Source organism: Streptomyces sp. CNT372 (genome assembly GCF_000377145.1).
Map to the genome: position 1 here is coordinate 390,305 of NZ_KB897783.1, position 13,087 is coordinate 403,391.

The following is a 13,087-nucleotide window of genomic DNA, read 5'->3' on the forward strand; positions in this document are numbered from 1 at the left end:
CGCTCCGGGGAAGGCCGCCGCAGCGCCCGGGGCACGTGCGGGCGGGCCGCAGGCAGAGCGCCGCGGGCCGTCGCCATGAGGGTGCCGCCCCGACCGGGACGGGGGTCCGGTCGGAGCGGCGGCGAGCCCGGGCCGCCCGGGCCGGGGGTTCAGCCCAGGGCCGCGACCCGGTCGCGATACGTGCGGACCGGGCCCGCGTCCCGGTAGGGCTCCAGGCGGCGTTCGAACTCGCGGACGTACTCCGTCGCGCGCACCGAGCGCATCTCGGACGCCTGGAGGGCCGCTTCCGCGCCCAGCGCGCACGCCTGCTCCAGTTCGCCGAGCCCGAGCCGGGCCGAGGCGAGCACCACCCGGCTGAAGAGGCGGCTGCGCGCGAACGCGGGGGCGCGGAGCTGGAGGGCGCGCTCGGCGTGCCGGATCGCCGAGCGGTACTGCTGGAGGTCGCGGTGGCAGTGCCCGATCTCGTCGGCGAGCTGGGCCTCGTCGTACGCGCGGGCCCAGTGCGGCACGTCGTCGCCGGGGCGGGCGGACTCCAGGGCGCGTTCGGCGCGGGCGAGGGCCGCGTTGCAGGCGCGGGCGTCGCCCAGCACCCCGTGCCCGCGCGCCTCGGCGGCGTGCAGCAGCGCCTGCACCAGCGGCGGCGCGGCCGACCCGACGCCCTGCTGGGCGACCCGGGTCAGCTGGACGGCCTCCCGCCCGTGCCCGAGGTAGACGGCCTGGCGGCTCATGGTGACGAGGACGTACGAGCCGTACGCCCGGTCGCCCGCGGCCTGCGCGAGCCGCAGGGCCTGCACGTAGTACCGCTGGGCGAGCCCGTGCGCCGCTATGTCGTAGGAGGTCCACCCGGCCAGCCGGGTCAGATCGGCGGCGGCGGCGAACAGGCGGCGGCCCAGGGTCTCGCCGTACGTCCCGCGCAACATCGGCTCGGCCTCGTGCTCCAGGTAGCGCACCAGGGCCTGGCGGGCGTGGCCGCCGCCGTAGGCGTGGTCGAGGGCGCGGAACAGCTCGCCGACCGAGCGCAGGGCGGCGACGTCGCCCCCCGAGACCTTCTGGCCGGGCCCGCGCTCGGCACCGCGCTGACGCGGGACCGCCGCGCGGGTGCCCTGGGCGGGGACGCGGCCGAGGGTGGCGGCGGGGGGCTCGCCGCGGCCGCGCTCCACGCCGCGCTCCCCCGGGCGCTCCTCGGCGCGGCCGACCCGCTCGTCGGCCCGCCCGATCAGCCAGTCCCGGCTGGGCACCACCAGGCCGGCCGGGGTGAAGGCGATCTTGCGCAGCTCCCCGTGGCTGCCGGAGTCCTTGCGCCACAGCCCGCTGACGATGTCCACGGCCTCCTCCGGGGTGGCCGCGAACTCCAGGCCCGCGTAGACCGGGGCGCAGGCGTCCAGCCCCAGGTCCTGGGCGGTGAGCCGGCGGCCGAGGCGGCGGGTGAAGACCTCGGCGATCAGCGCCGGGGTCGTCCCGCGCGGTTGCTGCCCGCGCAGCCAGCGGGTCACGGAGGTCTTGTCGTACCGGAGGTCCAGCCCGTGTTCCAGGCCGAGCTGGTCCACCCTGCGGGCGAGCCCCGCATGGGAGAAGCCCGCCTCCGCGATGAGCGCGGCGAGCTGCCGGTTGGGGGTGCGCTGTGGGGCTCGTTCCGTCATCTGCTGTCGGGTCTCCTGCCTTCCGGGCCGGGAGCAGCCCACGGGGGTACCTCCCGTGCGAAGCCCTGGGGGGAGGAACGGCGCGAATTTAGCGGCCCGACCATGCCTTTCCGCCGCCTTCGCCCCACATTCATCCGATCGTGTGAGGATCGGCCTCGCCGGTGAACGCGGAGCTGACGCACGGCCGGGCGCGGGGCCGGGACGGGACCGGCGCGTGCCCCCGGCCCGGGCGGGTCCGGCGGGCGCCCCGGGCGGGGCAGGTCCGGGGACGGACCGGCGGTGAACCGGCCGGTGGGCACCTGCCCGGTGGGCACCTCGGCCGCCGCCGTACAGTGGCATGGGCCCGGTTGACTGCTGGGCGATCGTGCGAGGGAGGCACCGCCGTGAGTGAGCCCGCCAGTGAGCTGCGGTTCGTCCGACTGGGATTCGGCGCGGACGCCGTCGAGTACCAGCAGGCATGGCAGAAGCAGCGCGAGGTCCACGCCGCCCGCTTCGCGGACGAGATCCCGGACACCTGTCTGCTGCTGGAGCACCCGCCCGTCTACACCGCCGGCCGGCGCACCGAGGACAGCGAGCGCCCCCTGGACGGCACCCCCGTCGTGGACGTCGACCGCGGCGGCAAGATCACCTGGCACGGCCCGGGCCAGCTCGTCGGCTACCCGATCCTGAAGCTGCCGCGCCCGGTGGACGTGATCGCGCACGTCCGCCGCCTGGAGGACGCGCTGATCCGCACCTGCGCGGAGTTCGGCGTGGAGACCAGCCGGGTGGAGGGCCGCAGCGGGGTGTGGGTCCTCGGCGACCCGGTCGAGCAGCGCCCGTCCCTCGGCGGCCTCTCCCTGGACTTCGACCCTCGGATCCAGGACCCTGAGTTCGACCCGAGGCTGAACGGCCCCGAGTACGCGCCGTCCAACGCGGGCCAGCGCCGGGAGGACCGCAAGCTCGCGGCCATCGGCATCCGGATCGCCAAGGGCGTCTCCATGCACGGCTTCGCCCTGAACGTGAACCCGGACAACACCTGGTTCGACCGGATCGTGCCCTGTGGCATCCGTGACGCGGGCGTCGCCTCGCTGGCGAACGAGCTGGGCCGGGACGTGACCATCGAGGAGGTGCTGCCCGTGCTGGAGCGCCAGTTGCGCGAGGTGCTGGAGAGCGCGGAGCCCAAGCCGCGCGAGATCGAGACCACGCCCGCCTGACGGGAGGCCGCCGCCGGGCGGGGCACGGGCCGCGCCGCACGGGCGGGGGCACGTACGGGGCCGGGAATGCGTACCCCGGGCCATGGGTTGGCCAAGCGTAAGGCCGCACTTTTAACGGGCGTACCCTGGTGTCCGCCGAAGAATCGAAGCTGTAGGGAGCCGGTCGTGTCCGCAGTCGCACCCGACGGACGCAAGATGCTGCGTCTGGAGGTCCGCAACGCCCAGACCCCCATCGAGCGCAAGCCCGAGTGGATCAAGACGCGGGCGAAGATGGGTCCCGAGTACACGAAGATGCAGAGCCTCGTGAAGAGCGAGGGCCTGCACACGGTGTGCCAGGAGGCCGGCTGTCCCAACATCTACGAGTGCTGGGAGGACCGCGAGGCGACCTTCCTCATCGGCGGCGACCAGTGCACCCGCCGCTGCGACTTCTGCCAGATCGACACCGGCAAGCCGCAGGCCCTGGACCGCGACGAGCCACGCCGCGTCGGTGAGTCCGTGGTCACGATGGACCTGAACTACGCCACCATCACCGGCGTCGCCCGCGACGACCTGGAGGACGGCGGCGCGTGGCTGTACGCGGAGACCGTCCGGCAGATCCACACGATGACGACGGAGCGCGAGGGCGGCCACACCAAGGTCGAGCTGCTCATCCCCGACTTCAACGCGGTGCCCGAGCAGCTCGCGGAGGTCTTCTCGTCCCGCCCCGAGGTGCTGGCGCACAACGTGGAGACCGTGCCGCGGATCTTCAAGCGCATCCGCCCCGGTTTCCGTTACGAGCGCTCGCTGGAGGTCATCACCCGGGCCCGCGAGGCCGGTCTGGTGACCAAGTCGAACCTGATCCTCGGCATGGGCGAGACCCGCGAGGAGGTCAGCGAGGCGCTGCGGCAGCTGCACGACGCGGGCTGCGAGCTGATCACGATCACCCAGTACCTGCGCCCCTCGGTGCGCCACCACCCCGTGGAGCGCTGGGTGAAGCCGCAGGAGTTCGTCGAGCTGAAGGACGAGGCGGACGCGATCGGCTTCTCCGGCGTGATGTCGGGCCCGCTGGTCCGGTCGTCGTACCGGGCGGGTCGCCTCTTCCAGCAGGCCATGGAGCGGCGGAGCCGAGCGGCAGCGTAGGTTGCGGGTCCGCCCGAGGGACGAGGGCGGGCACGCGGCCGCAGCGGACGCGAGGCGCAGCGCGACCACGGACACAGCACGGCGGAGCCGAGCGGCAGCGTAGGTTGCGGCGCGGGCGCGACTGTGTGAAGTCACGCACAAGCTATTACTCGCCAGTAGTGGCGAGGGGGCGCGGCCCGCGCCCTCCCCCGCAGGTCGGGGGCGGGGACGGGCCGCGTTCGCCGTTCCCGGCACCCCGCACACTCCCGGCCAAACGTTTCATCGCGGTTTGACCGGCCAGTCATGCCCTGGTAACACCAATCAGTGACGCTGAATGCACGCACAGCTCCCATCCCTCCGACCCCGCCACGAGGGGAAGACCCGCCATGCAGGCCGCTCCGGCACGTCCCGTGACATCCGTGACTCCCGTGACCGCAACCGCCCTTCCGTCCGTCACCGGCGCCCTGCGCGCCGTCGAAGCGCTGCTGCTCGGCTCCGGCCAGCGCACCGCCCGCCGCAACGCGTGGACCGCCGTGCTGGAGGACCGCCGCCGGGCCAAGGACCGGGTGGAGACGCTGCACGTACTGGAGGCCGCGGCTGACCGCACTTCCCGGGCCACGTAAACTTCGGGGTATGGCGAGGAAGGCAAACTCAGACAGCAGTGACGCTGCTGCGAATCCAGGGCGACTGAAGCAGATCGCCCTGACGTACAAGATGACCCGAAAGGCCGACCCGAAGGTCGGTCTCATCGTCGCGGCTGTGGGAATCGTCACCTTCGGTGTCTTCCTCGGGATCGGTTTCCTGATCGGCCACCCCATCTACCTGGGCATCCTGGGCTTCCTGCTCGCCTTCCTCGCGATGGCGATCATCTTCGGGCGGCGGGCCGAGACGGCCGCGTTCGGCCAGATGGAGGGTCAGCCCGGCGCGGCGGCGGCGGTTCTGCAGAACGTCGGGCGCGGGTGGACCTCCACCCCGGCGGTGGCGATGAACCGCAACCAGGACGTGGTGCACCGCGCCGTCGGCAAGGCCGGCATCGTGCTGGTGGCCGAGGGCAACCCGAACCGGCTGAAGACCCTGATCGCGGCCGAGAAGAAGAAGATGAACCGCATCGTGGTGGACGTGCCCGTGCACGACATCCTGGTGGGCAACGGCGAGGGCCAGGTCCCGCTGAAGAAGGTGCGCACCACCATGCTGAAGCTCCCCCGCGTGCTCACCGGCCCGCAGGTGACGACCACCAACGACCGGCTCCGCGCCATGGGCGACCTGATGAGCAACATGCCGCTGCCGAAGGGTCCGATGCCGAAGGGCATGCGGATGCCGCGCGGCGGGAAGATGCGCTGAGCCTCCTCGCCACCGGCTGACGGACGCGCACGACGAACGAGGGCCGGCCGGGACACATCGTCCCGGCCGGCCCTCGTTCGTCGTGTGCCGCGTCCCGCGGGACGGCTCTCAGATCCGGACCTGGACGGCGCGGCCCAGACGGTCGTGGAGCCCGCGGCCGTCGCGGTCCCAGACCAGCGCCGGGAGCGCGAGGCAGAGCAGGACACTGCGCACCACGACCCGGCCGAAGCCGAGCCGGCCCCCGTTCTCGGAGATGACCCGGAGGCCGAAGAGGCGCTTGCCGGGCGTGCTGCCGACCGTTCCCACGGTGAGCACGGTGGTGATGAAGAAGATCAGCAGCGCGCGGTTGCCCGTGGCCTGCTGACTACTCCCCGCGAAGAGCCCGTATGCGATCAGGAAGCACAGTCCCCAGTCCAGGAACAGTGCCCCGAAGCGGCGTCCCAGGGGCGCGACGGAGCCGGGGCCGCTTTCCGGCAGACCCAGCCGCTCCCCCCGGTAACCGAAGTCGACGCCCATCTCCTCGGCCGCCGCGCGGGGCCCGGAGAGCCACGATCCGATTGCTTGCCTGTTGTCCACGCGACCACGGTACTGTGCCCGCTTTCGATCACTTCGGCCCGGGTGCCCGGCCGCCCGGCCGCCGGGCGCCTTCCGCCCGCCTCCGGGCGCGGGGCCGCCCTCGACCGCGCCGCAGCCGCCGTGCCCGCCGCCGCGCCGGTTAACTTCTCCGAAACAAATGGGTCATGCTTGAGAAATCCGGTCTGCCTATGGTCGGGTCCTGCGTGTGCCACCGCACTGGCCGCACGGACGAGCTGCAACCCCACCCCTCCCCCGGGTGGGAGTAGGAGGAGTTGGATGTTCCAGAACGCCGACGAGGCCAAGAAGTACATCGCCGACAACGACGTGAAGATGATCGACGTCCGGTTCTGCGACCTTCCGGGCGTCATGCAGCACTTCACGATCCCGGCGACGGCCTTCGACCCGGCGGACGAGCTGGCCTTCGACGGCTCCTCGATCCGTGGCTTCCAGGCGATCCACGAGTCCGACATGGCGCTGCGCGCCGACCTGTCGACCGCGCGTCTGGACCCGTTCCGCCGTGACAAGACGCTGAACATCAACTTCTTCATCCACGACCCGATCACGGGCGAGCAGTACAGCCGCGACCCGCGCAACATCGCCAAGAAGGCCGAGGCGTACCTGGCCTCGACCGGCATCGCGGACACGGCGTACTTCGGTCCCGAGGCCGAGTTCTACGTCTTCGACTCGGTGCGGTTCAACACCTCCGCCAACGAGGGCTTCTACCACATCGACTCCGAGGCCGGCGCGTGGAACACGGGCGCGGTCGAGGACAACCGCGGCTACAAGGTCCGTTACAAGGGCGGCTACTTCCCGGCTCCGCCGGTCGACCACTTCGCCGACCTGCGCGCCGAGATCTCCCTGGAGCTGGAGAACGTCGGCCTCCAGGTCGAGCGCCAGCACCACGAGGTCGGCACCGCCGGCCAGGCGGAGATCAACTACAAGTTCAACACGCTGCTCGCCGCGGCCGACGACCTGATGCTCTTCAAGTACATCGTGAAGAACGTCGCCTGGCGCAACGGCAAGACCGCGACCTTCATGCCGAAGCCGATCTTCGGTGACAACGGCTCCGGTATGCACGTCCACCAGTCGCTGTGGCAGGGCGGCTCCCCCCTCTTCTACGACGAGCAGGGCTACGCGGGCCTCTCGGACACCGCCCGCTACTACATCGGCGGCATCCTCAAGCACGCGCCGTCGCTGCTGGCCTTCACCAACCCGACGGTGAACTCGTACCACCGCCTGGTCCCCGGCTTCGAGGCCCCGGTCAACCTGGTCTACTCGCAGCGCAACCGCTCCGCGGCCATGCGCATCCCGATCACGGGCTCCAACCCGAAGGCCAAGCGCGTCGAGTTCCGCGCCCCGGACCCGTCCTCCAACCCGTACCTGGCGTTCTCCGCGCTGCTCCTGGCGGGCCTGGACGGCGTCAAGAACAAGATCGAGCCGGCCGAGCCGATCGACAAGGACCTCTACGAGCTCGCCCCCGACGAGCACGCGGGCGTCCCCCAGGTCCCGACCTCCCTCCCGGCGGTCCTCGACGCCCTGGAGGCGGACAACGAGTACCTCCAGGCCGGCGGTGTCTTCACCTCCGACCTGATCGAGACCTGGATCGACTACAAGCGCACGAACGAGATCGCCCCGATCCAGCTCCGCCCGCACCCGCACGAGTTCGAGCTCTACTTCGACATCTAGGACGCGGCTCCGCCCCCACCGGGCGGGACACCGGTCAGCACGGCCAAGGCCGCCACTTCCCTGCCGGGGGTGGCGGCCTTCGCCGTGCGACCCGGAAGGCACCGCGCGCGGAAGGCGCCGGCCACGGCACACCGCGCGGAGGGCACCGCGGCCGCTACGCCGGTGAGCCGGAGCGCCCCGTCGTCGAAGCCCTGGGGTTGAGGGTCCAGGGGTGGTGGCGGGTGGTGTCCGGGGAGGTGCGGGAGGTCAGGACGGCGTGGAGGAGGTCGGCGCAGGCGCGGCCGTAGGCAGCCGGGTGGAGGTCGACGGCGGTGACCGGGGGTTCGCCGGTGCGGGGGGCCGTGCCGTCGACGCAGGCGGCCACCAGGAGGTCGGCGCCGACCGTGCGGCCCGCGTCAGCGGCGGCCCGGAGGACGCCGGGGGAGGTGCCGTCCGGGGCGCAGAGCACGGCGTCGGTGTCCGGGGCCTCGTCGAGGAGGGCCCGGGTCGCCGCTGACGCCTCGGCCGCCGTCGCGGCGAAGGGGACGGTACGGACGAGGACGCCGGTGCCGGTGTCCCGGCCCCACTCCGCCGCCGCCGACCGCAGCGCCGCCGCCCACGCCGAGTCGCCCCCGGGCGCCAGGAGCGCCGGGCGGCGGGCGCCGCGTTCGCGGACGTGGTCCAGCAGGGCGCGCAGCGAGGCCGCGTTGTCGCAGACCACGGCCGCGGTGGGGGCGGAGGTGCGGCCGGGGTAGCGCTCGCCTGTGACCACGGGGACGCCCGCGTCCATCAGCGCCCGCACCTCCGGGTCGGCCGCCTCGGGGTCGATGACCAGGAGGCCGTCCACCCGGGAGGCCAGAGGGCCCGAGGCCTCGCCCGCCGAGGGGGCCAGGAGGACCGTGTCGAAGCCGTCCTCCTGGGCCCGGTTCACGGCCCCGAAGGCGAGGTTCATGTAGTAGTCGAGCCGGGTCGCCGTGCGGGGCAGGTGCAGGCCGATCGCGCCCGTGCTGGAGCGGCGCAGCCGGCGGGCCGCACTGTTGGGGCGGTAGCCGAGCCGCCGGGCGACCTCGCGGACGTGTTCGCGGGTCCCCTCGGCGACCCGTCCGGAGCCCTGGAGGGCGTCGGAGACGGTGCTCTTGGAGACCCCGGCCGCGCGGGCGACGTCGAGGAGGGTCACGGTGCGGCTGGTCACGGCGAGCAGTCTAGTTCGCCGTGCCGTTCCCTCGAGCCCCTTGCCGGAACGTTCCGGCAGTGCGTACATTCAGAAGTGCCGGAACGTTCCGGCATCTGATCGCCCACCCTCTGCCCCGGAGCACCCCATGCGCGTCATCACCGCCTTCGACCCGCCCGCGTCCCCGACCCGCACCCGCCCCGCCGAGCGGGAGCCGCTGCGGGTCGCCCTGGTGCAGCAGCGCTGGCACCGCGACCCCGAGGAGCACCGCGCGGCCCTGCGCGAGGGCATCCGGCTCGCGGCCGGGCAGGGCGCGCGGGTGGTGTGCCTGCAGGAGCTGACCCTGTCGCCGTACTTCGCCGTGGTGCGCAAGGCCGACCACCCCGCGCCCGCCGAGCCGGAGGACCTGCTGACGGGCCCGACCTTCACCTTCGCCGCCGAGGCCGCGCGCGAGCACGGCGTGTACGTGCACGCCTCGCTCTACGAGAAGGCCCCCGCGCCCGGGGGCGAGGACGACGGCCTCGGCTACAACACCGCCGTACTGGCCGCCCCCGACGGCACCCTCGCCGCCCGCACCCGCAAGACGCACATCCCCGTCTCCGAGGGCTACTACGAGGACCACTGGTTCCGGCAGGGGCCGGCCGGCGCGGACGCCTTCCCGCCGGTCGCGGTGGAGCAGGCCACCTTCGGGCTGCCGACCTGCTGGGACCAGTGGTTCCCGGAGCTGGCCCGGGCGTACTCGCTGGCCGGCGCCGACGTCCTGGTCTACCCGACCGCGATCGGCTCGGAGCCCGGATTCCCCGGCTTCGACACCCAGCCGCTGTGGCAGAAGGTGATCACGGGCAACGCGATCGCCAACGGCACGTTCATGGTCGTCCCCAACCGCATCGGCACCGAGGGCCCGCTCACCTTCTACGGCAGCTCGTTCATCGTCGACCCGTACGGACGGGTGCTGGCACAGGCGCCGCGGGACGAGGCGGCCGTCCTCGTCGCCGATCTGGACCTCGACGCGCGCCGGGACTGGCTGGAGCTGTTCCCGTTCCTGGCGACCCGCCGCCCGGACGCGTACGCGCCCCTGACCGTGACGGAGTGGACGGCGTAGGGGAAAGGGGGGCGGGGTCAGACGGGGTCGAGGGACCGGAGCCAGGCGACCACGTCCTCGGCGTCCTGGGCGCGGGCGATCTCCACGGGGGTCAGATCGTCGTAGCCCACGCGGTCCGGGTGGGCGCCGTGGGCGTGCAGGAGGCGGGCGGTGGCGAGTTGACCGCCGTGGCAGGCCGACCAGAAGGCGCCCTCGATCTCCTCCGCGTCCGGCCGGTCCGGGCCCTCGGCCGCGGGGACTTCGGCCACGCGGTCGGTGAGTCCGAGGGCCGCCGCGTCGTGGAGGGTGGTGCGGGCGCCGTGCCCGACCAGCCGCCGGGCGGCGCGCCACTGGCCGAAGCCGCGGGCGTCGGCGAGCGGGGTGCCGCCGCCGACGACCGCGCCGGCCGCCTCGATGTCGGCGCCCGCCGCGAGGAGAGCATCGATCATGGGAACGTCGTCGCAGCTCGCCGCCCAGTGCAGCGGTGTCTCCGCGTGCGCGCCGGTGAAGCGCGCGTCGGGGTCGGCGCCGGCCGCGACGAGGGCGGCCACGATCGCGGGGCCCTCCGAGATGTGGCCGGGCCAGTCCGTCGCGAGATGCAGCAGACTGCGGCCGCCGCCGTTGCCGTCGACCCGGGCGGTGGCCAGCCCCGGGTGCCCGTCCAGCAGGGCACGCAGCGCCGGGAGGTCACCGGTGCGGATGGCGCCCGTCACCGAGACGGCGAGCGGGTCGTCCAGCGGGATGATCAGCACGAGGTCCTCCTCGGGGCGGGTGGCGGGCAGACCGTCCCCAGGCCAGGGGGAGGGTCGGACAGTCCCGGGGCGGCCCGGCGGGCGGGTGGGGCGACCGGTGGGAGGGGACAGGGGTCGGCCGGTGGGAGGGGACAGGGGTCGGCCGGTGGGACGGGGGCCGGCCGGTGGGACGGGGGCCGGCCGGTGGGACGGGACGGGCGCCGGGATGTCGGCCGGGCGCATACCATCTCGGCATGGGCATCACGGTGCAGAGACTGACGTACTACCCGGTCAAGGGCTGTGCCGGGACGGATGTGCGGACCGCGGAAGTCGGGGAGACGGGGCTGCGGCACGACCGCACCTTCATGGTCGTGGACGCGGCGGACGGCACGTTCCGCAGCCAGCGCAAGCTCCCCGCCATGGCCGCCGTGCGGCCGGAACTCCTGGACGGGGGCCGGGCGCTGCGCCTGGCTGCCGACGGGGTCGAGGACGTGAGCGTGGACGTGGACCCGGAGGGTCCGGCGCGGCCGGTGAGCCTGTTCGGGAAGGACGCCGGTGACGCGGTGGACCAGGGGGACGCCGCCGCCGACTGGCTGTCCGAGGTGCTGGAGGCCAAGTCGCGGCTGGTACGGGTGCGGCACGGCTTCGCCCGCAGGGGCTGGGGGGACACTCCCGGTGTGACCGCCTTCGCCGACGCGCACGCGGTGCTCGTCGTCTCCCAGGCGTCCCTGGACGGCCTCAACGCCCGGATCGAGCGGGCGGGCGGCACCCCCGTGCCCATGGACCGCTTCCGCGCGAACATCGTGCTGGGCGGCTGCGAGGAGCCCCACGCCGAGGACCGGATGCGGCTCCTCGGGGCGGGCTCCGTGGAACTCGCCCACTCCGTACGGGCGTTGCGCTGCGCCGTGCCGATGGTGGACCAGGCGACCGGGCGGCGCGCCGGGCCCGAGCCGGTGCGCACCCTGTCGACGTACCGGCGGGAGCCGGTCTACGACAACAAGGTCAGCTTCGGCGCCAAGGCGGCGGTGCTGCGGCACGGGTCGCTGTCCGTCGGGGACGAGGTGCGGGTGGAGTGGTACGAGGGCGGGGCACCCGATCCCGAGTACCCCGCCTCCTGAGCGCCCTGTCTCCTGAGCGCGGTGCGTGAGCACCGTGCCCGTGGCGGGGCGGGCACCCGGGGACCACCGGTCAGCGGCCGTAGCGGATAAGGGCTCTGACCATGCGGCAGGTGGTGTCGGAGGGAGCGTGGACGCCGATGCGCTCGGCGGCCGCGCGTATCCGGCGGTTGTCGGCGGACCGCGGGTGGTAGACACCGGCGTCGAGCAGGGCGATCGTCAGACGCATCGCCTTCAGCCGGCGGTTGTGCGAGACATACCACTCGCGGGGCTGCCCGGCGGGCAGCGGCTTCTTGCACACGGGTGTCACAGGCGTCACGGGCTGCGCGGGTGTCACGGGTGTCACGGGCTGCGCGGCGGACTTCGTCGCGGACGTGACGGACGTGGCGGTGGGCTTCGTCGTAAGCGCGGCTACGGCCATCGGCTACCTCCTGGCGTGGTCGCGGGACCATCCCGAACTACTGTTCATTCTACCCGCGGGCACTGACAATCAGCCCTGGCCAGAGGGGGTTTGAGGGCTTGTCCGGGGGCCGCCGGCGGTACCCTCGGCGGCATGGAGATCTGGATCAACCCCGCCTGTTCCAAGTGCCGATCGGCCCTCACCCTCCTCGACGCGGAGGGGGCCGACTACACCGTGCGGCGATATCTGGAGGACGTCCCGGCCGAGGACGAGATCCGGGACGTGCTGACGCGGCTCGGGCTCGAACCGTGGGACATCACCCGCACCCAGGAGCCCGCGGCGAAGGAGCTGGGGCTCAGGGAGTGGGCCCGGGACACGGGTTCGCGAGCCCGGTGGATCGCGGCGCTCGCCGCGCACCCGAAGCTCATCCAGCGGCCGATCATCACGGCGGACGACGGCACGGCGGTGGTGGGGCGTACGGAGGAGGCAGTACGGGACGCGCTGGGGCGGCGGAACGGCTGAGCGGCGCGGGGGCCGCGCCCGGGACGGGGCCCGAGGGGGTGGGGCCGTCCCCGGGGCGCGGCCCAGGGGGCGGGGCCGTCCCCGTACGCATCCGTTTCCCGGGGGCAGCAGGAAGCAAGGGGTGTCTCCGACCGCGACAGGAAGTCCCCGATGTCCGATCTGCGTGATCCCGCTCCGTACGACGCCCTTCTGCTGCTCTCCTTCGGTGGCCCCGAGGGCCCGGACGAGGTGGTCCCGTTCCTGGAGAACGTGACCCGTGGCCGGGGTATCCCGACCGAGAGGCTGAAGGAGGTCGGGCAGCACTACTTCCTCTTCGGCGGCGTCAGTCCGATCAACGACCAGAACCGGGAACTCCTGGCGGCGCTGCGCGAGGACTTCGCCGGGCACGGGCTCGACCTGCCGGTGTACTGGGGCAACCGGAACTGGGCGCCCTACCTCACCGACGCCCTGCGCGAGATCACCCTGGCCGGCCACCGGCGGGTGGCGGTCCTGGTCACCAGCGCGTACGCCTCGTACTCCGGCTGCCGCCAGTACCGCGAGAACCTGGCCGACGC

At 73.4% G+C, this 13,087-nt stretch carries 14 protein-coding genes; 9 read left to right on the top strand and 5 right to left on the bottom strand.

All coding sequences use genetic code 11. The features are described 5' to 3' along the window. Positions 1-149: 149 nt before the first annotated feature. The gene (locus tag C593_RS0118810) at positions 150-1,640 is read right to left on the bottom strand and encodes an NsdA family TPR-like regulatory protein (RefSeq protein ID WP_018848857.1); all 1,491 of its coding nucleotides are present in this window, start codon (positions 1,638-1,640) and stop codon (positions 150-152) included. A 383-nt stretch (positions 1,641-2,023) separates the two neighbouring features. Between C593_RS0118810 and lipB the strand changes: the two genes are divergently transcribed. The 4 genes from lipB to C593_RS0118830 all read left to right on the top strand — a co-directional run bounded on the left by lipB (position 2,024) and on the right by C593_RS0118830 (position 5,272). After that, positions 2,024-2,833 carry a lipoyl(octanoyl) transferase LipB gene (gene lipB, locus C593_RS0118815; RefSeq protein WP_018848858.1) on the top strand — a complete coding sequence of 270 codons (810 nt, stop codon included), beginning with the start codon at positions 2,024-2,026 and terminating at the stop codon, positions 2,831-2,833. A 165-nt stretch (positions 2,834-2,998) separates the two neighbouring features. Then, positions 2,999-3,952 carry a lipoyl synthase gene (gene lipA / locus C593_RS0118820; protein WP_018848859.1) on the top strand — a complete coding sequence of 318 codons (954 nt, stop codon included), beginning with the start codon at positions 2,999-3,001 and terminating at the stop codon, positions 3,950-3,952. A 365-nt stretch (positions 3,953-4,317) separates the two neighbouring features. Then, entirely contained in the window at positions 4,318-4,554 is a 237-nt protein-coding gene (locus tag C593_RS0118825; RefSeq protein ID WP_026277828.1) for an SCO2195 family GlnR-regulated protein, read from the top strand. A gap of 10 nt (positions 4,555-4,564) precedes the next feature. Continuing rightward, positions 4,565-5,272: a DUF4191 domain-containing protein gene (locus tag C593_RS0118830; protein WP_026277829.1), complete on the top strand. Its 708-nt coding sequence runs from the start codon at positions 4,565-4,567 to the stop codon at positions 5,270-5,272. A gap of 108 nt (positions 5,273-5,380) precedes the next feature. Here C593_RS0118830 and C593_RS0118835 read toward each other — a convergent pair whose 3' ends face one another. Beyond that, positions 5,381-5,848 (bottom strand): RDD family protein, encoded by a 468-nt coding sequence (locus tag C593_RS0118835; protein WP_037746231.1) that lies wholly within the window; start codon positions 5,846-5,848, stop codon positions 5,381-5,383. Between the two features lie 276 nt (positions 5,849-6,124). On the opposite strand from C593_RS0118835, the gene glnA reads away from it, so the two are divergent. Continuing rightward, positions 6,125-7,534 carry a type I glutamate--ammonia ligase gene (glnA, locus tag C593_RS0118840; RefSeq protein ID WP_018848863.1) on the top strand — a complete coding sequence of 470 codons (1,410 nt, stop codon included), beginning with the start codon at positions 6,125-6,127 and terminating at the stop codon, positions 7,532-7,534. Between the two features lie 154 nt (positions 7,535-7,688). Here the strand turns inward: glnA and C593_RS0118845 are convergent, their stop codons facing one another. After that, a complete protein-coding gene (locus tag C593_RS0118845) occupies positions 7,689-8,705 on the bottom strand; it encodes a LacI family DNA-binding transcriptional regulator (protein WP_018848864.1) in 1,017 nt (338 codons plus the stop codon). Positions 8,706-8,832: 127 nt separating this feature from the next. Here C593_RS0118845 and C593_RS0118850 point away from each other — a divergent pair, with 127 nt between their 5' ends. Continuing rightward, positions 8,833-9,786, top strand: coding sequence for a carbon-nitrogen hydrolase (locus C593_RS0118850; RefSeq protein ID WP_018848865.1), 954 nt, complete (start codon positions 8,833-8,835; stop codon positions 9,784-9,786). Between the two features lie 17 nt (positions 9,787-9,803). On the opposite strand, the gene C593_RS0118855 is transcribed toward C593_RS0118850, so the two are convergent. Then, complete coding sequence (locus tag C593_RS0118855; RefSeq protein ID WP_018848866.1) at positions 9,804-10,517, bottom strand: ankyrin repeat domain-containing protein; 714 nt, start codon at positions 10,515-10,517, stop codon at positions 9,804-9,806. 233 nt (positions 10,518-10,750) lie between these two features. On the opposite strand from C593_RS0118855, the gene C593_RS0118860 reads away from it, so the two are divergent. Then, on the top strand, positions 10,751-11,614 hold the full coding sequence (locus C593_RS0118860) for an MOSC N-terminal beta barrel domain-containing protein (protein ID WP_018848867.1): 864 nt from the start codon (positions 10,751-10,753) through the stop codon (positions 11,612-11,614). Positions 11,615-11,684: 70 nt separating this feature from the next. On the opposite strand, the gene C593_RS0118865 is transcribed toward C593_RS0118860, so the two are convergent. After that, a complete protein-coding gene (locus tag C593_RS0118865) occupies positions 11,685-12,032 on the bottom strand; it encodes a hypothetical protein (protein WP_018848868.1) in 348 nt (115 codons plus the stop codon). Positions 12,033-12,164: 132 nt separating this feature from the next. On the opposite strand from C593_RS0118865, the gene C593_RS0118870 reads away from it, so the two are divergent. Together C593_RS0118870 and C593_RS0118875 are read left to right on the top strand one after the other, a co-directional pair. Continuing rightward, on the top strand, positions 12,165-12,533 hold the full coding sequence (locus C593_RS0118870) for an arsenate reductase family protein (protein ID WP_018848869.1): 369 nt from the start codon (positions 12,165-12,167) through the stop codon (positions 12,531-12,533). A gap of 150 nt (positions 12,534-12,683) precedes the next feature. Continuing rightward, positions 12,684-13,087: ferrochelatase (locus tag C593_RS0118875; protein WP_018848870.1), on the top strand; the 404-nt coding region annotated here is incomplete at its 3' end.